This is a genomic window from Xenorhabdus budapestensis (assembly GCF_017743015.1).
Taxonomy (GTDB): domain Bacteria; phylum Pseudomonadota; class Gammaproteobacteria; order Enterobacterales; family Enterobacteriaceae; genus Xenorhabdus; species Xenorhabdus budapestensis.
Genome location: NZ_CP072455.1, coordinates 2237319 through 2260615, shown reverse-complemented (window position 1 = coordinate 2260615; position 23297 = coordinate 2237319). Strand labels below are relative to the sequence as shown.

General features: G+C 41.9%; 24 protein-coding genes. 12 read left to right on the top strand and 12 right to left on the bottom strand.

From position 1 onward, the window contains the following. Positions 1–198: 198 nt before the first annotated feature. Positions 199–666, bottom strand: a complete 468-nt coding sequence (locus HGO23_RS09965) for a MarR family winged helix-turn-helix transcriptional regulator (protein WP_099135293.1) — start codon at positions 664–666, stop codon at positions 199–201. Between the two features lie 152 nt (positions 667–818). Here HGO23_RS09965 and HGO23_RS09960 point away from each other — a divergent pair, with 152 nt between their 5' ends. The 4 genes from HGO23_RS09960 (at position 819) to HGO23_RS09945 (ending at position 3052) form a co-directional block, all read left to right on the top strand. Beyond that, positions 819–1274, top strand: coding sequence for a hypothetical protein (locus tag HGO23_RS09960; protein WP_099135292.1), 456 nt, complete (start codon positions 819–821; stop codon positions 1272–1274). Between the two features lie 164 nt (positions 1275–1438). Beyond that, on the top strand, positions 1439–2185 hold the full coding sequence (gene ydfG, locus HGO23_RS09955) for a bifunctional NADP-dependent 3-hydroxy acid dehydrogenase/3-hydroxypropionate dehydrogenase YdfG (RefSeq protein ID WP_209026512.1): 747 nt from the start codon (positions 1439–1441) through the stop codon (positions 2183–2185). A gap of 129 nt (positions 2186–2314) precedes the next feature. Continuing rightward, a complete protein-coding gene (locus HGO23_RS09950) occupies positions 2315–2677 on the top strand; it encodes a DUF1283 family protein (RefSeq protein WP_209026511.1) in 363 nt (120 codons plus the stop codon). Between the two features lie 33 nt (positions 2678–2710). Beyond that, positions 2711–3052 carry a DUF1161 domain-containing protein gene (locus HGO23_RS09945; protein ID WP_244589865.1) on the top strand — a complete coding sequence of 114 codons (342 nt, stop codon included), beginning with the start codon at positions 2711–2713 and terminating at the stop codon, positions 3050–3052. A 60-nt stretch (positions 3053–3112) separates the two neighbouring features. Here HGO23_RS09945 and bioD read toward each other — a convergent pair whose 3' ends face one another. The 8 genes from bioD to HGO23_RS09905 all read right to left on the bottom strand — a co-directional run bounded on the left by bioD (position 3113) and on the right by HGO23_RS09905 (position 10310). Continuing rightward, entirely contained in the window at positions 3113–3676 is a 564-nt protein-coding gene (gene bioD, locus HGO23_RS09940; protein WP_099135289.1) for an ATP-dependent dethiobiotin synthetase BioD, read from the bottom strand. 120 nt (positions 3677–3796) lie between these two features. After that, positions 3797–5017, bottom strand: a complete 1221-nt coding sequence (gene mlc / locus HGO23_RS09935) for a sugar metabolism global transcriptional regulator Mlc (protein ID WP_099135288.1) — start codon at positions 5015–5017, stop codon at positions 3797–3799. 347 nt (positions 5018–5364) lie between these two features. After that, entirely contained in the window at positions 5365–6657 is a 1293-nt protein-coding gene (efeB, locus tag HGO23_RS09930; protein ID WP_209026510.1) for an iron uptake transporter deferrochelatase/peroxidase subunit, read from the bottom strand. Beyond that, a complete protein-coding gene (locus HGO23_RS09925) occupies positions 6654–7553 on the bottom strand; it encodes an EfeM/EfeO family lipoprotein (protein ID WP_099135286.1) in 900 nt (299 codons plus the stop codon). Before HGO23_RS09925 ends, efeB begins: the two co-directional genes overlap by 4 nt. Then, positions 7543–8382 carry an FTR1 family iron permease gene (locus HGO23_RS09920; RefSeq protein ID WP_209026509.1) on the bottom strand — a complete coding sequence of 280 codons (840 nt, stop codon included), beginning with the start codon at positions 8380–8382 and terminating at the stop codon, positions 7543–7545. Before HGO23_RS09920 ends, HGO23_RS09925 begins: the two co-directional genes overlap by 11 nt. Positions 8383–8404: 22 nt before the next feature. Then, entirely contained in the window at positions 8405–8743 is a 339-nt protein-coding gene (locus tag HGO23_RS09915; RefSeq protein WP_209026508.1) for a cupredoxin domain-containing protein, read from the bottom strand. 78 nt (positions 8744–8821) lie between these two features. Next, positions 8822–9376, bottom strand: a complete 555-nt coding sequence (locus tag HGO23_RS09910) for an iron transporter (RefSeq protein ID WP_099135283.1) — start codon at positions 9374–9376, stop codon at positions 8822–8824. 301 nt (positions 9377–9677) lie between these two features. After that, entirely contained in the window at positions 9678–10310 is a 633-nt protein-coding gene (locus HGO23_RS09905) for a helix-turn-helix domain-containing protein (RefSeq protein WP_209026507.1), read from the bottom strand. Between the two features lie 313 nt (positions 10311–10623). Here HGO23_RS09905 and tus point away from each other — a divergent pair, with 313 nt between their 5' ends. Next, a complete protein-coding gene (gene tus / locus HGO23_RS09900; protein WP_209026506.1) occupies positions 10624–11550 on the top strand; it encodes a DNA replication terminus site-binding protein in 927 nt (308 codons plus the stop codon). A 90-nt stretch (positions 11551–11640) separates the two neighbouring features. Here the strand turns inward: tus and fumC are convergent, their stop codons facing one another. Beyond that, on the bottom strand, positions 11641–13035 hold the full coding sequence (fumC, locus tag HGO23_RS09895) for a class II fumarate hydratase (RefSeq protein ID WP_209026505.1): 1395 nt from the start codon (positions 13033–13035) through the stop codon (positions 11641–11643). 173 nt (positions 13036–13208) lie between these two features. Between fumC and manA the strand changes: the two genes are divergently transcribed. From manA to add, 3 genes are all read left to right on the top strand, one after another. Next, positions 13209–14384 (top strand): mannose-6-phosphate isomerase, encoded by a 1176-nt coding sequence (gene manA / locus HGO23_RS09890; RefSeq protein ID WP_209026504.1) that lies wholly within the window; start codon positions 13209–13211, stop codon positions 14382–14384. Positions 14385–14554: 170 nt separating this feature from the next. Next, positions 14555–16078, top strand: a complete 1524-nt coding sequence (locus HGO23_RS09885; protein ID WP_209026503.1) for a YdgA family protein — start codon at positions 14555–14557, stop codon at positions 16076–16078. 165 nt (positions 16079–16243) lie between these two features. Continuing rightward, positions 16244–17245: an adenosine deaminase gene (add, locus tag HGO23_RS09880; RefSeq protein WP_209026502.1), complete on the top strand. Its 1002-nt coding sequence runs from the start codon at positions 16244–16246 to the stop codon at positions 17243–17245. Positions 17246–17288: 43 nt separating this feature from the next. Here add and HGO23_RS09875 read toward each other — a convergent pair whose 3' ends face one another. Together HGO23_RS09875 and HGO23_RS09870 are read right to left on the bottom strand one after the other, a co-directional pair. After that, positions 17289–18296, bottom strand: a complete 1008-nt coding sequence (locus HGO23_RS09875; RefSeq protein ID WP_099135276.1) for a bile acid:sodium symporter family protein — start codon at positions 18294–18296, stop codon at positions 17289–17291. Between the two features lie 39 nt (positions 18297–18335). Next, positions 18336–19376, bottom strand: a complete 1041-nt coding sequence (locus tag HGO23_RS09870; protein ID WP_209026501.1) for an oxidoreductase — start codon at positions 19374–19376, stop codon at positions 18336–18338. A gap of 140 nt (positions 19377–19516) precedes the next feature. Between HGO23_RS09870 and HGO23_RS09865 the strand changes: the two genes are divergently transcribed. From HGO23_RS09865 to rsxC, 4 genes are all read left to right on the top strand, one after another. After that, on the top strand, positions 19517–19957 hold the full coding sequence (locus HGO23_RS09865) for a DUF2569 domain-containing protein (protein WP_099135274.1): 441 nt from the start codon (positions 19517–19519) through the stop codon (positions 19955–19957). Positions 19958–20082: 125 nt separating this feature from the next. Next, positions 20083–20664: an electron transport complex subunit RsxA gene (gene rsxA / locus HGO23_RS09860; protein ID WP_047680103.1), complete on the top strand. Its 582-nt coding sequence runs from the start codon at positions 20083–20085 to the stop codon at positions 20662–20664. Next, positions 20664–21287, top strand: coding sequence for an electron transport complex subunit RsxB (rsxB, locus tag HGO23_RS09855; RefSeq protein ID WP_099135273.1), 624 nt, complete (start codon positions 20664–20666; stop codon positions 21285–21287). The genes rsxA and rsxB overlap by 1 nt, the downstream gene beginning before the upstream one ends. Then, positions 21280–23292, top strand: a complete 2013-nt coding sequence (gene rsxC, locus HGO23_RS09850) for an electron transport complex subunit RsxC (protein WP_209026500.1) — start codon at positions 21280–21282, stop codon at positions 23290–23292. Before rsxB ends, rsxC begins: the two co-directional genes overlap by 8 nt. The last annotated feature ends 5 nt before the right edge of the window (positions 23293–23297 follow it).

Genomic DNA, 23297 nt, shown 5'->3' with positions numbered 1-23297 from the left:
AAATTTGTAGCAAAAATGTAAAAACCAAGATGATTTAGATACATACATGCAACTTTCAGCATTTCCATCAAGAAAAATATGTAAATCTGTGAGAAAGATCGAGGATTTCCATATCATCAGTGAAAAACAGGTAGATTGGTGATAATGCAGGCGATGTTCTCGCCTGCCATGTTTGGTTATGATTTTAGTCTCCCGGAATTATTCTTCTGTAACTTCTTCATTTAGCCTGCTGCGGAGTATTTTCAAAACATGGTTCATGGTATGGATATCTTCCAGTGATATCCCTTCTGCCAGTCGATTCATCCATGGCGCTTCCAGCGCCATGGCATGACTGAAAGCCTTACGACCATTTTCCGTCAATACAACCAGATATGCCCGCTTGTGATGAGGATTTTGTACAAACTCCACTAACCCTTCTTTTTCCAACTCATTGATGAGGCGCTGCACATTCTGTCGGTTCATTCCCATATCTCTGGCCAGCCATGCGACAGGCTGAGGATTTTCAGCGGACACAATTGTTCCCAACACCTGCCAGCGGGCGCTGGTCAAGCCAATATTGGCTACCAACCGGTTTCCCTCGGTCAGCAAGCTGCTAGCCACCCTGAATAAATTAAGTGCCGAGGCACTTAATGCTGCGCCAGCCGGAGTTCTATTCATTTCTTTCATATTGTAACCTGTAAAATAGTTTGACATCATTAATTCATATTGACATTATGGTGTCAATATGAATTAATTGTCATAATAAAAGTTAATTTGTGGCGGTATCAGGATCAAATATCCCAGTACCAAAATCTTCCCTTATACCCGATTGGTGAAACATGCGTACAACAATCATCCATAGTGTTTCCGGTACACTGGCCATGCTTCTTATTGCTACATTCTGGACATCCACTGTGATTTCGGAACTATTTTTGGATACCACAGCAGTAGTGGTAGTCAAACATTGTATCGCATTTTACGGGCTGGCAAGCCTTGCAATACTGATGGCTATAACAGGAGGTTCTGGATTTTCGCTGAGTAAAGACAGGAAAGGTCGCCTGATCGACGAAAAGAAAAAACGCATGCCGATCATTGGCATCAACGGGCTACTGATCATGATCCCAGTAGCCATATTTCTGAATATAAGGGCCTCTGAAGGGATGTTTGACACCTGGTTCTACACAGCTCAGGCTTTGGAGCTGGCAACAGGCCTTGTGCAATTAACTATGATGAGCAGAAATTTTCAGGCAGGCTTACGACTTGCAGGGCGTTTACGAGTAAAAACTCCCCGCTGATCAGTTTGTTCTCCATTTTCATTTACACTTATTATGAGCCCGTAAAGATGGAGTACGGGCAACCTACAAGCTGTTTCAGATTATTTTATTACCTGGAAGTTTCCCCGCAATCCTATTAAATTACCAAATGGTTCTTCTAATCTATCTACAAAAAGAGGACAACTATGATTGTTTTTGTGACAGGGGCGACAGCTGGTTTTGGTGAAGCGATTACACGAAAATTTATTCAACATGGCTCTATGGTCATTGCCACAGGGCGTCGTAAAGAGCGTCTGGATAAGTTAAAAGAAGAATTAGGTGAAAATATTTATCCTATCCAGCTAGATGTAAGAGATCGAGCCGCAATCGAGCAAACTATACGGGAATTACCCGATAACTTACGTAATATTGATGTTCTTGTGAACAATGCTGGTCTTGCATTAGGGCTAGAGCCAGCATATCAGGCCAACCCTGATGATTGGGAAACCATGATTGATACTAATACAAAAGGTTTGGTGAACATGACCCGAAGCTTGTTGCCTAAGATGGTAGAAATCAATCACGGTCATATCATTAATATTGGTTCAATAGCAGCAAGTTGGCCATATGCGGGTGGTAACGTATACGGGGCAACAAAAGCATTTGTAAAACAGTTTAGTTTAGGGCTTCGTGCTGATTTGCTAGGAAAAAATATTCGGGTAACGGATATTGAACCAGGGCTGGTTGGAGGGACAGAGTTTTCTCAGATTCGCTTTAAAGGTGATAATGAAAAAGTGAATAAAACTTATGAAGGTGCTGATGCCCTGACCGCTGATGATGTTGCAGAAGCTGTATTTTGGGTTGCGAATCTACCTGCCCGCGTCAATATCAATACATTAGAAATGATGCCGGTTTGCCAAACATTTGCAGGTATGAATGTACACAGGAATTAATATTCCATCTTTTGATGAATCGTTAGTGCTATAGGTGTTATTTTATACCCGATATAACGTAGATTTCTAATATTGATATATTTTATTTCGGGTATCACTCAATGAATACTTTATGAAAGAGGTTAAAACATGAATATTCATCATTCCTTAATAGCCAAGATTATCCCTGTGATTTCTCTCCTTTTGCCATTATTTTGGCAGACACCTGCTTTTTCCAATCATTGTACATCAAGTAATTGCATCACTATCAATGGTGGGGGTGAAAACTCAATGACCAAAGAAGATGCTCGACAGAGCAAGGAGGAATGGAACGATCAACGGTCTCTACGTAATAAGGTTAATAAACGTAGGGAAAAAGATTTTAATAAACATGAAATTGACGTTGACAATCGTGATGCTTGTTTGAAAAACTCTAACCTGAATGCTTATTGGGAACCGAACACAAAACGCTGTCTGGATATCAAAACAGGTCGCTCTATTGACCCCGAATAAGCCACACCGACTTCAATAAGATAAGGAGATAAGGTGAAAAAACTCTTGCTAACCGGGGCTATGTTTATTGCTGCTTTTGTACCTTCTGTCACACAAGCTTCGCAAGATCTACAAAGCCAAAACTCACAAAATATAGTGAGTTCACAAGGTATAAGTTCACAAGGTATAGTAACGTGCGAAAGTCTGAAAGAACAGATTGCCCAAAAAATCATTAATAATGGTATTAAAAAAACGGACTTCAGCCTTGAAGTTGTTGCGAGTGATCAGATGGATTACGGTAGTGGGAAAATTGTCGGAAGCTGTAATCGTGGTAAACAAAAAATTATTTATACCCGATTCACTCACTCCGCTGACGAGAAAAAGTCCGCTAACTAACACAATTAAAAAAACAAAAAGGGAGTATATGTTAACTCCCTTTTTTGTTTCCATTTTTTCTTAATTACCAAAAGATAAAGTATCAAATGCCGAGATAACTGAGATATCCAGATAATGAGACAAATCCCGCTCTTCTGGCCTTAAAAGATAGGGAATTTCACCTAATTGAGGGGCTGGTATATGACAACGTAACCTCTCTAATACTATTGCATAATGTGCCAATCCAGGATTAATACGATTGGGTATCCAACCAATCAGTGGTAACCCGTCACTAATAATCGATTGGGCAGTCAGAATGGCATGGTTGACACATCCGGCTTGGATCCCAACGACTAAAATAACAGGCAGTTTTTCCTTCATTACCCAATCAGAATAGAACGCATTATCTTGTGATAATGCACGCCAGCCACCCTCTCCATCAACAATTACGCGGTCTGCTTTATGACTCAATTTGTTAAGACAGTTTGTCATTTGAACAAAGTCAATTTGACTTTCTTCCCTTGCAAGAAGTTCATATCCTACTGCGGTTGTCCCTTCATGATTAAAGATTTGCAGTAAAGCGCGGGTAACAACTGTTTTACCGATGTTGGTATCCGTGCCTGTAACAAATAAGCGCGTTAACATAAATTCATTTCCGTGGTAACAGATAAACTGGCTACTAAAGTTTATAGCGAGCAGACTTGAAGTGTAGGAGATGTGTTTGGGACAGGGATTGCGTTAGCTCAATGTTTTATCAAATGTGTTCTATCCTTGCATGATTTCGAGCAGCAACTGACCACTGTATAGTGATTGCTTAATCAATGATGCCGCTGGCAGAGTTCCTGAATTAGTAAATTCAGTAGCAACAATATCAACTTTTTGACTGTATCCCGGAAGTGAAAGCTGAGTGATTTTCTGTTGAATGACAGGATAAAGAATATGTTGCGCTGCATTCAGCGGCGAACCAATCAGTATTTTGTCAGGATTGAAAATGTTGACCATAATCGCCATGATATCCCCGATTCTCTTCCCAACATCACGGATAATTTCTATTGCAAGAAGATCACCTTGCTGTGCAGTCTGACAAAGCCATTCAACTGTCAGAGGTGTTTTTGTAGACATTAACGAATCAGGCTGTTTTTGAGCTAACTGCCGTGCTTTTATCAAAATGTTTTTGATGCCGACAACAGTTTCCAGGCAACCAGTATTACCGCAATAGCAATGTTCACCATCAGGCTCGACTTGCGTATGCCCTATTTCGACAACACTTTGATTTCCTGCATGAAGTATTTGCCCTGCTGTCATAATACCGACACCGACATTGTCATCAATGACAACCTGGATAATATTCTGACAATTCTTCCCTGCCCCGTATAAAGATTCTGCAATTGTCCACGCAGTAATGCCATGCTGCAAAAAAATAGGCACTCCGATACACCGATATAAAAATGACCCAAGAGGAAGGTTCTGGATATTGTAATACGGTGAACTATGAACAACTCTATTAATCGGATCAACAATCGCATTAGTGGTAATACTGATAGCAGTCAAACGCTCAAGACGAGATTGATGCCGAAAGAAAAAATCATCAATCAGGGCAACAAGATCGTCCAGAAAATCTTGGTTTTCGGATGAAAGAAATGGTAATTCTTGTTCAGCAACCAAGTTGTTGCTTAAATCCCGAAGCCCAAATGCGACGCTACCATTATCAATACGTATACACAGAAATTGCCACCCTTGACTATCAATTTTCAATCCGGTCGCTGGACGTCCACGAAACCCCAAATCAGGAAACTCGACTTCTTTCACTAAGTGAGCATCAAGCAGCTCTCGTGTAATCTTCGTAATACTGGCAGGAGCCAACTGCGCTTTTTTAGAGAGTGCAATACGTGAAATAGGTCCATATTGATCAATCAGACGATAGACCAGACCGATATTAATTTGCTTAATCTGGTCAACATGGCTTGGCTGTACGTCCACACTCACTGCGCCTCCCGCTATTTAATTTGCGCCTCTAAATAATTAGTAACGATTATGTCGCGGTTTAAAGCAGAAGGTATCCGTTTGAAGCAAAAATGTGATCTTTCACACGAACTTCTCGTGATTGTTACTTTTGATTAACAATTTGCATCAATAATATTTGAGAACAAATGTTGTGTTAAACGCTCTGTTGCTGGAGTGAATCGGTATATAAAGGAAATCATGTAGGTATTAGTAGAAATTCAACTATCTCTGATGTTGAAATAGAGTGAGCTGTCAATATGCATTGGGCAAAACTGTGTTTATCAAAAAGGTGTATCGAATCGTTATTGCCCATGCATGCCTGTTATAAATTAAGTGAGGGCGCGAGCGGCTCGGATCAGACTCTCTCCAAGATAATCATACTTGGATGATATACCCGGTAGAACCAGATAGTAGCCACCGCCGAAAGGTTTAATGTAGCGCTCTAAGGGCTCACCATTTAACCGTTTTTGGGTATCAATAAAGCCTTTTTTCAGGTCATTTTGGAATGAAACAAAAATCAGCCCCATATCGAGTTGCCCTGTTGATGTTAACCCAAGTGAGTAACTATAACTGCGCCGACGTAATTTGGAAACATGCCGTTCGGTTGTTCGAGGCTCCGCTCGACGCATATGGGAGTCAAATAACACCCGATCGCCATGTGGATCACGATTAAACTCGGGGTCGTCGTGCTCATGCTGCTTTCCCATCGGCGCCCCGCTCGCTTTATGTCGTCCAAAATCATTCTCTTGATCTTCAAGCGGGGTTCTATCCCAAAATTCCAATGCAAAGCGGATGAGACGAACGGCTTGATAACTACCATTTTCTATCCACGCAGGTTCTTTTTGCGTAACCCAGACGAGGGAGTTCATTAAGTCATCATCTTTCGCATCGGCATTGCCTGTGCCATCTTTAAATCCAAACAAATTGATAGGCGTTGTTTTGCATTCAATATCGCGAGCAGGTAAAAAACCATCTATCTTCCAAAGCGGTGCAACCTTTCCCGATAGCTGACGCAAAACATCACGTAATGCATAAATCACAGTTTCTCGGCTATTGGCACACAATTGCAGTAAGAGATCACCGCCACACCACGACGCTTCTAAGCAGTCATTTGGGAACGCGGTCATCGCAACAAATTTTTCCGGTTTTAGCGAGGTTAACCCAAAACGGTTATCAAAGAGCGAATGACCGAGTGAAATCGTCATGGTTAAATCATCTGCCGCTAAATAACTACCGAGAATCCCAGATTCTGCTGGCGGCATACGATCATTCGTGATTTTTTCCGCCTGCCGGTTTTGCGTTAATCGAGCAATACATTGTGTCAAGCGCTTAAAAACGTCTTCAACCTCATCAAGCGTGGAAACTGTTAAATTCAGCGACAAAAAAATCGCTTCTTTTTGTTCTGGCGTGATCACGCCCGCCTGATGTTTTCCTAAATAAGGAATGGTATGTGTGCGGCTGAGGTTGTCACATGTTTTCGTTTCCGGTATCGCCATTGTCGGTAAACTCAGCGTCCCACCGGATAACAGAATGCTGCCTGCTCCTAGCCATTTCAACGTCGTGCGTTTACTCAGCGAAATCGATTCATTCTCACTGGGGATCGTGTTTTTTTCGTGTTTCATGGTTCGTTCCGGTATTTATAATACACATCTATCTTCAATGCTGTCCGCAGTCCAGACAACGCCTCCGCTAACTGTGTCAGTTGGGCGTAAAGCTGTTGTTTATCCCGATGAGAGAGTTGCTCATAATGGAAATATTGCCCTTGTGCAGAGCGATAATTCGCCATCACGGAATCAAGCGTATCAAATTGCGTATTGAGTGATGTCACTATTTCAGAGGGTAAAAATGGCGCCAACCCGTCAACTATCCAGCGCGCACCTTGCAAATTTGCCGCAATATCCGCCAAGTCACTGCGACTATAGCGGTTTTCATCACCGCCGAGTTTTGTCTCTAAAATAAGCTCAATGCTGTCATCCGCGGATTGCACTAATTTTGCTATCGGGAGCGTTTCCACCGCTACACGCTGTTTTAAATCTTGTACATTACGCAGTAGCGCTTGCGTTGCTGCCAAAGCATCCGATTTATCGTTCGTTGAAAACAGTGCGTATTCAACACGATGAAAACCGATAAATTTCGGATCGCGCTCCTGTTCAAGAAAATAACTAGCGTGGGGGTTAATCACACGATCTGCATGACCAAAAACAACAACCACCGCGCGGATCGTCTCATAATCATAATGAGCCTGAATATACGCTTGCTGCGCCGCTTGCCAATTTCCTGCGTTTAATGCACCTTGCAATGTTATTAACTGCGCTTCAATGGCCGCCACTTGTACGCCCATCGTTTTCATATAGGCCGCAATCATCGGTTGATATTGCGTCGGTGTAGGAATATCCCCTTTGGCAATAACGATTTCATTACCGATGTTTGGAAGCCCCGCACGATACTTTTCCGCCCCCGCGCCTAAACTCAATAACAGTAATAGTGAAACAGTCATTCTCAACGTATTACGTAGCATGACGATGCCCCCGACGACGGAATAACGCAATCACGATGACCCAATAAACGGCAAACGTCAGCACACTTACCCCAATAGGTTGCGCCCGATACCCAAACAGGGTAGCCATAAAATTCCCTATCAACCCTGAGTCATCTAACCAATTGCTGGTATCCCATAATGGGTAGATGAGAAAATCACTCAGCTCAATATCGTGTTCTAACAGCACATTGGAAATCTCTTCCACGCCTTTGAGAAGCAATGAACATGCTAAGAAAAGCAGTACGATACCAGTGATACGGAAAAACCATTTCCACGCAATTTTTCTATAGCTAAGTAAGAACAAATGCAATGTCAGTGCAGCTATCACGATCCCTAATACTACTTCCCCCGTAAACGACCACATGGAATCTCGCGTTAGCCCCATCACGATACTGGAGAGAAAAACAACGATTTCACTACCTTCACGCGCAATCGCGATCGCGACGATAAACAATGCTCCCCACCAAGAGTGGTTTTGTGCGCTACGAACCATTTCGTGTTCAATACCCGATTTAAGTGAGGCGCTGTGCTGGCTCATCCAGTACACCATTTGTACGATAAGGACACAGGCAAAGAGCGACATCCCAATCATAAAATAGGTTTGTCCGCTGTCATCGAGCACATTAAATACGCCGTAAATTAACAGGGCTAAAAAGAGGGATAAGGCCCCCCCAAGTGCGACACCGCTCCATAAATAACGGCGCCCTGCCTCTGCATCAGGGTGTTGTTTGATCCACGCATAAATAATGCCGACTACGAGTAGCGCCTCAAAGCTTTCGCGCCATACCACAAAAAGAACTTGTCCCATACCATATCCTGCAACCAAATGATTACTCAGCTATTATCTCACCGACGGGGTGCGCGAGATGAAAATCATCAAAAAATGTATATTTTCCCGGTTTAAGCGGTGCTATCACCACCACCGAGCTCGCACCGGGCGCCAAGACTTTTTCTTTACGCAATTGCGTGCTTTCAAATTCAACAGGCTCCGTACCGGTATTGCGAATTTTGATCCGAACGGGCGTTTTCGCAGGCACATTTAACACCGATGGAGTTAACTTACCGTTATTCATTTCAAGTTCAATGGTAAATTTTTCAGCGGCAATCACCATGGGCACATAAATCAACGATACGACCGCGATGCACAGAGTGAAAATGAATGATTTCATGATAAACCTCGACGAGAACGTGACGTCCAATGTCTAATAACAGCGAGCGCTTTATTATTGCTCGCTGTTTCCAATAACTTAATAACTGCCTTTGCGACCCGTTCCGGCGTAATCGAAGTCCCACGAAACACTAAATGGTTCGAACCATGCCGCCACGCCAGTTTCTTTATCGATATGACGCCCGAATGTAACCTCATCATTCATACTTGGCGGGGAAATACGATATTCCACACGGTATTTTCCATAACCATTCAGTTTCAAATTTTCACCATAGTGAGGACCATCGCTGGCGACCATTGCCATAAATGTGCCGGATTGTGTTTTTTTCGGCTCATCTAACTTAGTAACCTTATAATCGACTTTCAAATATGGGATCCAATCCCCTTCGGCAAAACCATTTGGATTCTCTTCGACCGCGTGAATATCCGCTTCCAGATGAATATCGGATTTTTCAGCCGCCAGATGGTGCATTTTATGTTTGCCTTCCATCGACATGGTGATCGGTTGCAAGTAAACACCTTGAATTTCCATGCCATTTTTGATAACTGGTTGCCCCAGAGGATATTCCAACGCCATAGCCGATGTTGATACCACTCCCAGTAACGCTGCCGCGACACTCATCCCAATACGCATTTTGATACCTCGTTGTTATTGTGCAAATAGTGATATTAATAATAATCATCATCACTTTTGTTATTCAAGAAAAATTGTTATTTATACTAGATTTTTTCAATGTCATTTGTGACCCCCAGTGAATTAAGCTTGGGGCTCCTATTTTGTTATTATGCAGGTTCAAGTATATCAGGAACATTAGGCGGAATGTTTTAGTCATTTTATCAATGGAATGGTGTTGCCATTTTTATTTCATTATTAACAATACTTACTTTTTATTTAGGAATGAAGCTCAATAAATTAACAGCATAAAGTTTAATGATTAATAATGTGATTCTGTTGGTAATAAATTAACCTTGCTTAAATAACCATCAATTATTTCAATGTGTTTGTCTTTTTTTAGAGAAAATAATATACGCTGTATACAACTACGTGAAAGTGTGCATCGCTGTTCTATATATTTGATAACAGATATATTTTCTCTGAAATCGTCTGGCAAAGTGATAAGGCGGGATAATAAGCTGCATACAATCTCTTTAGCGCCATGACGAAATATACTGATATCCCTCGCATATAAAAAAGCCATTTTATAAGAGACTACTCTCATCCACTCCCTGTAAAGATCGTGTTTCTTTATAGCACCTAACGCACTAATACGAGGTAATTGATATATCTTACAGTCAGGGCCAAGCTCGATAGAGTAATAAACTTCTGCACCAGAATAGAAAGATAAGCCCAGAACATACGGTGAAAACACTGTTGCAATGATTAAATCATCACCTAGCCTGCGAATATTTACATATCCCTTCTCAAGTAAAAAAAACTTAGCAAATTCACGCTCAACTTTAATCAACGTACCTTGTGTTGATTGTTCAGATGAGACTGACTCAGAATATGGTAATAATGTATCAACGATCTTGGTAAAAGAATTTACTGGCTTAATTAATTTATTCATATTAAACCACCTCTGCATGTAAATTTTACAAATAAAATTTTTAAAATTGAAAGAATTTCTTATGAGTTTGCTAACTAATTAGTTATTCACGATCACTAATTTAAAAAATTAAGGGAATACTTGTTTCTAGTTTTTAACACAATCTATAAATGTTTATCAATAACCCATTTCAAAGATTAATTCTCCTTATCTACCCTATTTGACTTTATTTTTTTCTTTTTTGGGTGGTTGAGCTGTTTTTTGATTTTGTTTAATAGTATGTTGTAACTAAATGAGTAAAAAATCGTTGGCTTGAAAATCAGAGCAATAAGATATGAATAAATACCTTTCAATAGAATCACTTACATCCTGTTTTAAAAAACAGGAAGAAAAATTGGCTGAGCTGATTGAGTTGTTGATGAAATATCCGCTTATTGATGCCCGGGTATTTCAATTACCACAAATTGAAAAAGGCGAAGAACATGAGCAAATTACCGAAATTAATGTGAATCCATTACAAGGAAATGAAGCACTTAGCTTAGGTTTAAGCTTCTATCAGAAGCTATTCATACACCATAACCACCCTAATATCAGCAGCAAAGCAGCAAGTCGATTGCCAGGCGCACTATGTTTTTCTGTAAGCCACCAGCAATATAAAACTGCAATGGATGTTATAAAAGAAGTTAATCAACTCAAAGCCGAGCTGGAAAACATCGTAACTAAAGAATCAGGGGTTAGCAAAGAGCAACGATTTGAATTTGTCCACGATCATTTACGTGGTTTAATTACCTTAAATGCCTATCGCACGATAACTCCCCTCGTGAACCCAAATACCATCAATTTTGGTTGGGCCAACAAAAACATCATTAATAAAGTGACCAAACAACAAGTTCTTGAACGGTTGGAAAAAAGTTATAATGCAGGAAAAGCCGTTCCCCCCTACTCCAGCGATCAATGGGCTGCATTGGTTGCATTAGAAATCACAGATATCAAAAAGCTACCCGATGATGTAGTTTTGAAAATTAAACGACCAGTAAAAGTACAACCCATAGCTCGCGTTTGGTATTCAGAAATACAAAAACAGGTTCAGTATGCCTGCCCTCTGCCAATCATCGCTTTTTATACTGAAGATAGTGAGATCAAACCCAAAGTGGGTACGTTATCGAACTATAATGCCAATGCAATCAAATACCGCCATAAACCTAAAGCAAAACCACTTGAGCTCGTGATACCGCGTTTACACCTTTATCGGGAAATATAAGGCGACCAATTTGGCTGATGTAGAAATAGAAAAACCGGAGGATTTACCCTCCGGTCTTACATCAGCCAATACCAAAATCAGCAAGAGTTATTATTTCATGCTGCCAACCATATCTTCCGGGCGAACCCAAGCGTCAAATTCAGCTTCGGTCAGATAACCCAGTTGCATTGCTGACTGTTTTAGAGTCAGACCTTCTTTATGTGCTTTCTTAGCGATTTCTGCCGCTTTGTCATAACCGATATGGGTATTCAACGCAGTTACCAGCATCAGAGATTCATTCAACAACTGAGTAATACGGGCACGATTAGGCTCAATACCGATAGCACAATGTTCACTGAAACTGCGCATACCGTCCGCCAGCAAACGAACAGACTGCAAGAAATTATGAATAACCATTGGGCGGAAGACGTTCAGCTCAAAGTTACCAGATGCGCCGCCAATGTTAATCGCTACATCGTTACCCATGACTTGCGCACATAGCATAGTCATCGCTTCACACTGAGTCGGATTAACCTTACCTGGCATAATAGAGCTGCCCGGCTCATTTTCAGGAATGGAGATTTCACCGATTCCACAACGAGGGCCAGAAGCCAGCCAGCGAATATCATTGGCAATTTTCATCAATGATGCAGCCAAACCTTTCAATGCACCATGGGAATGAACCAGTGCATCACAAGTACCCAGTGCTTCAAATTTATTTGGTGAAGTTACAAAAGGTTGCCCGGATAATTCAGCGATCTTTTTCGCAACACGAACTGCATATTCAGGATGAGTATTCAAGCCCGTTCCAACGGCTGTTCCACCCAGCGCCAATTCACATACATGAGGAATGCTATCTTCAATGTGTTTCAGATTATGAACCAGCATTGCGGCCCAACCTGAAATTTCCTGACCTAAAGTCAGAGGTGTCGCATCTTGCAGGTGAGTACGACCAATTTTTACAATGTCTTTAAATGCTTCTGCTTTATCTGCCAGTGTTTTTTGCAGTACTTTCAGCTCAGGCAATAGATGCTCACTCAATGCGATAACGGCCGCAACATGCATTGCTGTTGGAAACACGTCATTCGAACTTTGACTCTTGTTAACATCATCATTAGGATGGATCAAGCGTTCATTGCCTCTTTGACCGCCAAGGATCTCACTACCACGGTTCGCCAGCACTTCATTCATGTTCATGTTGCTTTGAGTGCCCGACCCCGTCTGCCAGATAGCAAGAGGGAATTCTGTTGGGTGTTTGCCTTCTAATACCTCTTTCGCCGCAGCGATAATTGCCTCACCACGTTCCTTCGGTAAGAGGCCCAGATCCATATTGACACTGGCCGCAGCCTGTTTAGTCAATGCAAGAGCATGGATCAATGCAACTGGCATTTTCTCCTGAGAAATACGGAAATGTTCCAGTGAACGTTGAGTCTGCGCTCCCCATAATTGGTCAGCAGGTACTTCAATTGGCCCCATTGAGTCTTTTTCAATGCGAGTGGCTGCCATTACTATCTCCTTAGCACACAAAATAATTGAATACGCCAGATCAAACTTTGCAGATAAATTAGTCGGCATTTGTTTATAGTGCCATAAATTTACTATCGATAATGCGACCTAATCGTGTTTATTGTATTGTTGTTATATAAGTAGGTATATTTTTTATTATAGGAAATCCAGCCATGCTGAAAATGACCAACCAGATCCAACATTATGATTGGGGAAGTAAAACCGCCCTGACAAATATTTATGGCATCGAAAATCCTGACAATCAGCCAATGGCAGAATTATGGATGGGAGCACATCCGAAATGCAGTTCTCAGGTTACTGATCCTGCAACAGGCGAACCTATCACATTAAAACAGCTTATCGCTCAAAATCCGGAAAAGTATTTGGGTAAAAAAGTAGCGGATCAATTCCAACGTCTGCCATTTTTGTTTAAAGTGTTATGCGCCGCTCAACCTCTTTCTATTCAGGTACATCCTGATAAACCATCAGCAGAAAAAGGGTTTGCTAAGGAGAATGCTGCGGGTATTCCTTTGGATTCACCACAACGCAATTACAAGGATGATAACCATAAGCCAGAGCTAGTGTATGCACTAACGCCATTTAAAGCGATGAATGCTTTCCGGCCTTTACCAGAAATTGCTGAGCTTCTTAGTTATGTTTCTGGCGCACATCCCAATATCCAAACATTTATGCAAAACCCCACTGAGCAAAATTTATCATTTCTTTTTTCTCAGTTACTGACCATGCAGGGCAAGCAGAAAAGTTTAGCCATCGCAGTATTAAAATCAGCATTAAATAGCCGCCGGGGAGAACCTTGGGATACCATCAGAAAGATGACTGTGTTCTATCCTGATGATAATGGCCTGTTTACCCCTCTTCTGCTCAATATCGTTGAACTGCAACCAGGACAGGCAATGTTTCTCTATGCCCGCACTCCTCACGCTTACCTTGAAGGTGTTGCATTAGAAGTTATGGCTAATTCAGATAATGTTCTGCGTGCTGGTTTAACCAGTAAACATATGGATGTCCCTGAATTAATGGCTAATCTGGATTTTATCTCTAAACCGGCCGATACGTTGTTAACTATCCCAACTCAGGAAAAAGACGCTCTAAATTACCCTGTTCCCGTCAACGATTTTCATTTTTCAATTTATACTGTTTCAGCACAACCGATAGCATTAGAGAATGATTCTGCATCAGTTCTATTTTGCTTTGATGGTCAGGTGACTATAAATTCTGGTAAGCAAGAATTGAGAATAGTCTCAGGTGAATCAGTCTTCTTATCTGCTATAGAGAAAATCATGACTGTTCATGGCAATGGGAAACTTGCCAAGGTATCAAATAAATAGATTAAATTCATATAGTTATACTTTTACCCATTGGTTGTTAATCACATTTTTATTGAAAAGCGATTAAAAGTTCTTTAGTTAACCTATACAATTAACAACTTTTTTACTCAAAGACATATCGCATATATACCAATGATATTGTATGCGCAAAATAAGGATGGAATTCCCACATGAAAAAATCGTTAGTAGCTGTAAGCGTAATTGTTGCTTTAGGTGCAGCGTGGACAGGTGCGTCCTGGTACACAGGGAAGAAAGTTGAAGCTCGTTTGGATAAAACAGTCCAGAAGATGAACACAGAACTTACAGATGCATTCCCCGATAGCAGGCTTGAAATGCAGGTAAAAGATTTCCAGCGTGGTATTTTCAGCTCTGACGTCCGTTTTATCCTGAGTGTAAAAGATGATGCAAAAAATGCGGGCATGAAACCAAACGAAAAAATAATCTTCAAATCTCATATCGATCATGGCCCATTCCCAATTTCAGTCCTGAAAAAATTCAATTTCGTCCCTAAAATGGCCTCTATCCATTCAGAAATTGAACAGAGTGATCAACTAAAAGAACTGTTTGAAATTACTAATGGTAAATCTCTGTTTAACATTGATGCTAGTGTAAGTTATAGCGGCAATTCATCTTCCAATATTGAGATTGTGCCAGTCGAACATACGAATAAAGACGGAACTAAGATCACTTTTTCCGGTGCCAAAATCAACACAGATATCAGCCGTGATTTAAGTGAGCTTTCTTTCAGTATCAAAAGCGATGAACTGACCGTAGATGTACCTTCAGAAAAAAGAATTATCACTCTCAAGGGTATTGATTTTAACGCTGGTGACAATAAAAAAGGTAAATTCGATCTCTATTTGGGCAATCAAAACTATGCTATTGGCGAAATAACCTCGAAAAGTTCCAATGGTAAAGACGATTTCCTTCTCACGAATTTAAAAATTTCAACCAAAATGAGTGAAAACAAGGAGAACGTGAATACTGGTGTTGCTTATGAAATCGATGGACTCAAAATGGGCAATCTGGATTTCGGTTCAGGTAAACTCGTGTTTAACGCAGATAATTTGGATGGTCAAGCCGTTCATAAATTTTCGCAAACCTACAATGATATTATAGCAAAATCATTTTCTACCAAAGAGTTAGAACAATCATCTCAGAATATGGCCGCTGATCTTTTCAGCCACTTGCCAATACTGCTGAAAAACAATCCACACTTCAGTATCGTGCCATTTAGCTGGAAAAACAGTAAAGGTGAAAGCACATTAGATTTTAAGATTGCGCTGCAAAACATTCCTGAAGATCTGAATAAAATCGCTCAAATGGGAACAGAAGAACAGCTCCGTACCCTACTCCAGGAATTATCACTTAATGTCAAATTGTCTAAGCCCATGCTGATTGAACAAATCACCAAATCAGGCGAATATTTAGGTGAAGATAAAAACAAAGCTGAAAAAACCGCTAACATGCAGGTTCAATTTATAGCCGCTCAAGGTGCTGCACTTAACGTTGTGACTAACACCGATGACGCCATTGACCTCAACCTCCACTACGCCAACGGCAAAGTGAAATTAAATGGTAAAGAGTCCAGCTTACATCAATTCCTGCTTGATAATCACCTCATCGACTCCCATGATAATGCAGGTGAATCAAATCAGCATGATAGTGAAGCTGAATTTCCTGCTACTGAGTAATAGAACAGAACCCGATTAGGGTTCCCTACAAGAAAGTACACGCTGAAGGTTAAAAAGACCGACACAGTAAAAACATCGTAAAAAAAACGATAAATAGTGCTTTCATTGCCAGTCAATGCGTTGACTGGCTTTTTTGTATATTTTTCTGATAAGAAGGACAAAAAAATGATTGATACACAGCTTCCACTCACTGACTTACACCGTCACCTTGATGGTAACATTCGCTCTGAAACCATTCTGGATCTTGGTCGTCAACATAATATCGCTCTCCCTGCTTATGAACTGGAAACTCTGCGTCCCCATGTCCAGGTCATTAAAAATGAGCCAAATCTTATTAGCTTTCTGCAAAAACTTGATTGGGGTGTTGCTGTACTGGCTGATTTGGATGCTTGCCACAGGGTTGCGGTAGAAAACGTAGAAGATGCAGTCAATGCCGGACTGGATTATGCTGAACTCCGTTTTTCACCTTACTATATGGCAATGAAACACCAGCTTCCGGTTGAAGGTGTCGTAGAAGCTGTCATTGACGGTATTCACGCCGCCAGCAAACAACACGCTATCCAAATTCGCCTGATTGGTATTCTGAGCAGAACATTCGGAGAAAAAGCCTGTTCTCAAGAATTAGCAGGCTTGCTTGCCCATAAACAACATATTACTGCGATGGATTTGGCAGGTGATGAACTTGGTTTCCCCGGGCAGCTGTTTGAACCACATTTTATCCAGGCACGTGATGCGGGTTGGAACATCAGTGTACACGCAGGAGAAGCAGCCGGCGCAGAAAGCATCTGGCACGCGATCCGCAAGTTGGGAGCAACCAGAATCGGCCACGGCGTTAAGGCTATCACCGATCCTGCGCTCATGGATTATCTTGCGGAAAACCGCATTGGTGTTGAATCCTGCCTGACATCAAACCTGCAAACCAGTACCGTCAGCTCCTTATCAGCTCACCCGCTGAAAAAATTCCTTGAGCATGGCATTCTGGCATCAATCAATACCGATGACCCGGCCGTTGAAGGAATTGAAATTCGCAATGAGTACAACGTTGCTTCGCCTGCCGCTGGACTATCGCCAGAACAGATACGACAGGCACAGATTAATGGGTTGGCAACAGCATTCCTGAGTGAAACAGAGAAACAAGCATTAAGCGCTAAAGTTGCAAACCGCTAACAGATGATAACAAATCGTACTTTTTACTTTTAAAGGCAGAAGATCACTCTGCCTTTTTTCGGCGGGCAGCATACCGATTTGCAAGTACCGCACAGACCATCAATTGGATTTGATGGAAGATCATTAACGGCAACAGCATAATGCCAACCATTGCAGCCGGAAATAAAACATTCGCCATCGGCACTCCATTGGCGAGGCTTTTCTTGGAGCCACAAAAAACGATGGTAATTTCATCTTCTTTGCTGAATCCAAATAAGCGTGAGCTGCATACATTAATGGTTAATACCATTGCCAGCAGAACACAACAGACAATACCAATCATAACCAGTGAATAAGCATCAATTTTATGCCAAATGCCTTCTACAACCGCTTCGCTGAATGCAACATACACCACCAGTAAAATAGATGAACGATCCGTCACATTGACCAACTTTTTATGCCGTTCTACCCAATCGGCAATCAATGGGCGTGACAAATGACCAACAATAAAAGGCACCATTAATTGCAGGATAATATCTTTTATCGCTTTCCATGTGTCAGGATGAACAGCACTATTACCAGTACTATCACCAACACCATCGTGAATCTGGATCAGAAAACCAACAAGTAATGGAGAAAGAAAGACTCCCAACAGACTAGATGCTGAAGCACTGCATATCGCGGCAGCTACATTTCCTCTGGCAACAGAAGTAAAAGCAATCGCTGACTGCACAGTGGCTGGTAAAGCACAAAGATACAAAAATCCCATATAGACCGTTGACGACATCCATTCCGGTACAATGAAATGTAACCCCATACCTAATATCGGGAATAAAACAAAAGTACTAAAAAAAATAATTAAATGCAGACGCCAATGCCCTATTCCTGCCAGAATCGCATCACGTGAAAGTTTGGCTCCATGCATAAAAAACAGCAATGCAATAGCTGCCGTAGTTAAATGTTGGAACCACGTTTTTACTTCTCCTTCACAGGGGAAAAATGACGCAATCATTACTACGGTAATCAGTGTTAACAGAAAAGGATCGATTTTTAACTTTTGCCACCAGCCCATCAATGCCATTCCTCTTACTTTAAAGTTAATCAATTGAGGTTAATCAATCACCACAGTACGTTGCTCTTTCGCTGATTTTTCACCTGCCTCAATCAACTTCATAATCAAGATAGCTTCATCTGCGGTCACAGGGTTAGGTTTTCCTGTCAAGATAGCATCACGAATAGCAGCATAATAAGCACCATAGTTACCCGGTAAATTAGGAATGGCTTGCGTAATCAAGCCATCACCTTGTGACAACGTCACATATCCATAGCGCGCATCATAACCCCAACCTTCCTGCGATGGCTTTTCGCCTGCTTTCAAACACTCTTCCTGTGTATCTAAACCATATTTTACGTAACTGCCCGCCATTCCATGCAGGGTATAAATGGGAGATTCCGCTGCTACAAGCATTGATGCATGTAATACCACTTTTAACCCGGGATACTTGAGTTGTGCATGAAAATAATCTGGTGTTTCAGCATTTGGGCGTATCATACCTAAGTCTGTTGTAATGGCTTGAGGCTTACCAAAAAACTGAACTGCCTGATCCAATAAATGAGGGCCCAAGTCATACCAAATCCCACTACCCGCTCCTGCGGCTTCTCTCCAGCGTTGACGAACAGCCGGACGATAGCGATCAAAACGGGATTCATAATACTTTAATTCTCCCAATACATTTTCTTTAATCAGCGATTGAACGGTCAAAAAACCTGCATCCCAACGACGATTATGGAATACAGACAACAATAAGTTAGCATCTTTCGCCTGCTTCTTAAGTGCCTCTGCCTCTTCCACCGTAACCGTAAAAGGTTTATCAATCACAACATGCTTACCAGCAGACAATGCTTTTTGCGCTAATGGGTAGTGGGTATCGTTGGGAGTCGGGATAACAATGAGGTCAATATCTGGATCGTTGAATAACGCTTCTGGTGAAGAGACAACATTAATGGTTGGCCAATCTTTTTTAACTTTTTCTATATCACTACTGGAAATGGCAACTAACTCAACATTTGGCGTCTCTGCAATTAATGGTGCATGAAATGTCTTACTGGCATAACCATATCCAACCAAACCAACTTTCAGAGAATTACTCATAACTGCCTCTTAACATTTGTAAAACTGTTATAACAAAGCATCAGAAAATACCACCAGCTCTTATTCATTAGCAAATAATCTTAATTCCTGTGTTACTATCTTTTGGTATCTGAATACCCATCATGGAGAGAATATTTTTTATGTATCAATCCAATGATTATTACCGTATCAACGGTTGGTTATTGGCTCCTGCCGCTTATTTAATCATGACGCTTATCGCTGCCAGTTCAATGTTAGTGTTATATGTCATAACTTTTTTTCAGCAAGGCAATGTCATTCACCAAACAGGAGGTAATTTCACTATCCTGTGGTATATCTCTGTATTAACCACGGCTATTATGTGGTGTTTTACGTTTTGGGTATTAAAGTTGCTTTTTATTCGTTCAAAACGATTCCCACGTATTTTTATCATCTGGTTAACACTTTCTGTTCTTATTGCCATTAAAACATTTGCTTTTTCTCCTATTCCCGACGAAATGGCTATTCGCTCACTACTTTGGCCCCTATTAGCTGCTGCTGTTTTTGTTCCTTATATCAAGCGCTCTTATCGGGTTAAAATGACTTTCACACAAGATCGATAACATCCCCTAAAATTGATTGTTATCATTGCCCCCGCTTGCCTCACCACAAGGCGGGGGAGTTTCTGTCATTTTCACGACTATAAACATATATTGTTTTCATCAAATCTCTTATTTTCAGGATAGCAATGACTGAATACCTTCTTTTATTTATTGGCACGGTCTTGGTCAATAACTTCGTTTTAGTGAAGTTTTTAGGCTTATGTCCATTTATGGGAGTATCCAAGAAACTCGAAACTGCCATTGGCATGGGGATGGCAACCACTTTTGTCCTGACCCTCGCCTCTATCAGTTCATGGTTGGTAAATACTTTCATTCTTGTTCCGCTGGATCTGGTTTATTTACGCACCTTAAGTTTTATTCTTGTGATTGCCGTTGTTGTCCAATTCACCGAATTAGCAGTTCGCAAGACCAGCCCTGCACTCTATCGCTTATTAGGCATCTTCCTGCCATTGATAACAACAAACTGTGCTGTGCTTGGTGTGGCTTTGCTGAACGTCAATCAATCACATAATTTTTTACAATCTGCGATATATGGTTTCGGGGCCGCCGCTGGATTTTCCCTTGTCATGGTGCTATTTGCCGCAATTCGTGAACGTTTGGCGGTTGCCAATATTCCGGCCCCTTTTCGTGGTTCATCGATAGGGCTTATTACTGCTGGGTTAATGTCCCTTGCATTTATGGGCTTTAGTGGTTTGGTGAAATTCTAATGATATCTTTATGGATTGCTATCAGTGTATTAAGCATACTCGGGTTAATCTTTGGGTTAATTCTGGGTTTTGCCGCTCGCCGTTTTAAAGTGGAAGAAGATCCGATTGTTGAAAAAGTCGATAATCTGCTGCCACAGAGCCAATGCGGGCAATGTGGCTATCCGGGTTGTCGCCCTTATGCAGAAGCTGTTGCCAACAATGGAGAGATGATCAACAAATGTGCCCCGGGCGGAGAGCAAGTGATGCTCAAGATGTCAGAATTACTGGGGGTTGATCCACAACCATTGAATGGCGATGAAAGCATACAAAACCCGGTTAGGAAAGTTGCCTTCATTGATGAAGAAAATTGCATAGGTTGTACAAAGTGCATTCAGGCATGTCCTGTTGACGCCATTATCGGCGCAAATCGCGCAATGCACACTGTAGTTGAAGATCTCTGCACTGGCTGTGACTTATGTGTCGCACCTTGCCCGACCGACTGCATTACGATGATCCCCGTTGCAACCACAACATCAAACTGGAAATGGGATTTAAACTCCATTCCGGTTAAAAATATTCCAGTTGAGCCAGAACCCATGTTGATATCTTCTGCTAAGCCTGTTGAGGTTAAAGCCAATGTTTAATCTATTCAATTTGCTTAACAAAAACAAAATATGGGATTTTGATGGCGGTATTCATCCACCAGAGATGAAGCTGCAATCCAGCCGTACGCCATTACGCTATGCTCCGTTACCAGAAGAATTGATTATTCCCTTACAGCAACATATTGGCCCGGAGGGAGAGCTACTGGTTAAAGCCGGGGACAAAGTACTTAAAGGCCAACCGCTGACAATAGGGATTGGCAGAACTGTACCCGTTCATGCATCCACTTCCGGTACTATCACGGCGATTGAACCTTGTGTTACAGCCCATCCTTCTGGGTTGAAAGAACTCTGTGTCCGCCTGCGTCCAGATGGAGAAGATCAATGGTGTGAACGCATCCAAACCGCGGATTACACATCCCTTGATGCTGATACTTTGCTGCAACGTATTCATCAAGCCGGTATTGCTGGTCTTGGTGGTGCAGGATTTCCAACCGCCGCAAAATTAAAAGGTGGTGGAAGTCATATCAATACTTTGATCATCAACGCAGCGGAATGTGAGCCTTATATCACGGCTGATGATCGCTTGATGCAGGAACATGCCGGTGAAATTATCGAAGGCATACGCATTTTGATACATTTGCTCAATCCGAAACAGGTTTTGATCGGGATTGAAGATAACAAACCTGAAGCAATTGATGCCCTGAAAAATGTTCTGAAAGACGATAAATCGATTGCCGTGCGCGTTATCCCAACAAAATACCCATCCGGTGGTGCAAAACAGCTCACCAAAATCCTGACGGGCAAAGAAGTCCCTACTGGCGGACGTTCTTCCGGTATTGGTGTTCTTATGCAAAATGTTGGTACGGTGATGGCCATCAAACGAACCATTATTGACGGAGAACCCTTAATCGAACGCGTTGTCACTCTGACGGGAGAAGCCATCAACTCACCGGGTAATTTCTGGGCTCGTTTAGGTACACCTGTTCAATTTCTGTTACAACAAGCCAAATTTAAACCTCAGTCAGAGCAAATGGTCATTATGGGTGGGCCATTAATGGGCTTTTCTTTACCTGATCTGAATGTGCCTATCGTCAAGATCAGCAACTGTATACTTGCCCCTTCCACCCAGGAAATGGAACCTAAAGCGACTGAAGAAGCCTGTATCCGTTGTGGATTATGTGTTGAAGCTTGTCCGGCCGGGTTATTACCCCAGCAACTTTACTGGTTCAGCCGTGGTCAAGAGCATGAAAAAGCCAAGAACCACAACTTATTTGACTGCATTGAGTGTGGTGCTTGTGCTTACGTATGCCCTAGCAATATTCCTCTTGTTCAGTATTATCGGCAGGAAAAAGCCGAAATACGCGCTATCGATGCCGAAGCTCGCCGATCAACTGAAGCTAAGCTTCGGTTTGAAGCTAAACAAGCACGTTTGGAACGCGAGAAACTGGCTCGCGAAGAACGCCATAAAAAAGCGATAGTTCAAATAGACAATCAGGATAAAAGTGCTGTACAGGCGGCTCTCGCTCGCGTGAAAGAAAAACAGTCCAACGCTGGCGAGTCAATCACCGTACAAGCCGGGCAATCACCTGATAATGCAGCAGCCATTGCAGCACGCAAAGCCAGAAAAGAGCAATTACGTGCTCGTCAGACAGAAAAACAGGTATCGAATACTCAAACCACAGCAACAATAACATCCGCTGAAAGTGAAGATCCTCGTAAAGCTGCTCTTGCCGCAGCTATCGCCAGAGCAAAAGCGAAAAAGGCCACACAACAAAACCAAGAAGTGACAACGTCACAAGAAATTTCACAACAAAATAGCATGGATGAAAAACAAGATCCCCGCAAAGCCGCTGTCGCAGCCGCCATTGCCCGTGCAAAAGCAAAGAAAGCCGCTCAAACTCAGCCTGAACCTGCTCCACAACAAGAAGCTCAAGCCGTGGTTACCGAAGAGGTTGATCCCCGTAAAGCTGCTGTCGAGGCCGCCATTGCCCGCGTAAAAGCGAAAAAAGCCGCTCAAGAAAAACAAGAAACTCTAACAGAATAGTGACA

What these genes read in the sequence shown, in the direction of transcription:
- bioD (WP_099135289.1), bottom strand. Translation starts at nt 3,676, where the DNA reads ATGTTAACGCGCTTATTTGTTACAGGCACGGATACCAACATCGGTAAA.
- HGO23_RS09870 (WP_209026501.1), bottom strand. Translation starts at nt 19,376, where the DNA reads ATGAGTAATTCTCTGAAAGTTGGTTTGGTTGGATATGGTTATGCCAGT.
- HGO23_RS09905 (WP_209026507.1), bottom strand. Translation starts at nt 10,310, where the DNA reads ATGAATAAATTAATTAAGCCAGTAAATTCTTTTACCAAGATCGTTGAT.
- fumC (WP_209026505.1), bottom strand. Translation starts at nt 13,035, where the DNA reads ATGGCAGCCACTCGCATTGAAAAAGACTCAATGGGGCCAATTGAAGTA.
- HGO23_RS09950 (WP_209026511.1), top strand. Translation starts at nt 2,315, where the DNA reads ATGAATATTCATCATTCCTTAATAGCCAAGATTATCCCTGTGATTTCT.
- HGO23_RS09965 (WP_099135293.1), bottom strand. Translation starts at nt 666, where the DNA reads ATGAAAGAAATGAATAGAACTCCGGCTGGCGCAGCATTAAGTGCCTCG.
- HGO23_RS09885 (WP_209026503.1), top strand. Translation starts at nt 14,555, where the DNA reads ATGAAAAAATCGTTAGTAGCTGTAAGCGTAATTGTTGCTTTAGGTGCA.
- ydfG (WP_209026512.1), top strand. Translation starts at nt 1,439, where the DNA reads ATGATTGTTTTTGTGACAGGGGCGACAGCTGGTTTTGGTGAAGCGATT.
- HGO23_RS09925 (WP_099135286.1), bottom strand. Translation starts at nt 7,553, where the DNA reads ATGCTACGTAATACGTTGAGAATGACTGTTTCACTATTACTGTTATTG.
- rsxC (WP_209026500.1), top strand. Translation starts at nt 21,280, where the DNA reads ATGTTTAATCTATTCAATTTGCTTAACAAAAACAAAATATGGGATTTT.
- rsxB (WP_099135273.1), top strand. Translation starts at nt 20,664, where the DNA reads ATGATATCTTTATGGATTGCTATCAGTGTATTAAGCATACTCGGGTTA.
- HGO23_RS09875 (WP_099135276.1), bottom strand. Translation starts at nt 18,296, where the DNA reads ATGGGCTGGTGGCAAAAGTTAAAAATCGATCCTTTTCTGTTAACACTG.
- HGO23_RS09920 (WP_209026509.1), bottom strand. Translation starts at nt 8,382, where the DNA reads ATGGGACAAGTTCTTTTTGTGGTATGGCGCGAAAGCTTTGAGGCGCTA.
- manA (WP_209026504.1), top strand. Translation starts at nt 13,209, where the DNA reads ATGCTGAAAATGACCAACCAGATCCAACATTATGATTGGGGAAGTAAA.
- rsxA (WP_047680103.1), top strand. Translation starts at nt 20,083, where the DNA reads ATGACTGAATACCTTCTTTTATTTATTGGCACGGTCTTGGTCAATAAC.
- tus (WP_209026506.1), top strand. Translation starts at nt 10,624, where the DNA reads ATGAATAAATACCTTTCAATAGAATCACTTACATCCTGTTTTAAAAAA.
- HGO23_RS09865 (WP_099135274.1), top strand. Translation starts at nt 19,517, where the DNA reads ATGTATCAATCCAATGATTATTACCGTATCAACGGTTGGTTATTGGCT.
- HGO23_RS09915 (WP_209026508.1), bottom strand. Translation starts at nt 8,743, where the DNA reads ATGAAATCATTCATTTTCACTCTGTGCATCGCGGTCGTATCGTTGATT.
- efeB (WP_209026510.1), bottom strand. Translation starts at nt 6,657, where the DNA reads ATGAAACACGAAAAAAACACGATCCCCAGTGAGAATGAATCGATTTCG.
- HGO23_RS09960 (WP_099135292.1), top strand. Translation starts at nt 819, where the DNA reads ATGCGTACAACAATCATCCATAGTGTTTCCGGTACACTGGCCATGCTT.
- HGO23_RS09910 (WP_099135283.1), bottom strand. Translation starts at nt 9,376, where the DNA reads ATGCGTATTGGGATGAGTGTCGCGGCAGCGTTACTGGGAGTGGTATCA.
- add (WP_209026502.1), top strand. Translation starts at nt 16,244, where the DNA reads ATGATTGATACACAGCTTCCACTCACTGACTTACACCGTCACCTTGAT.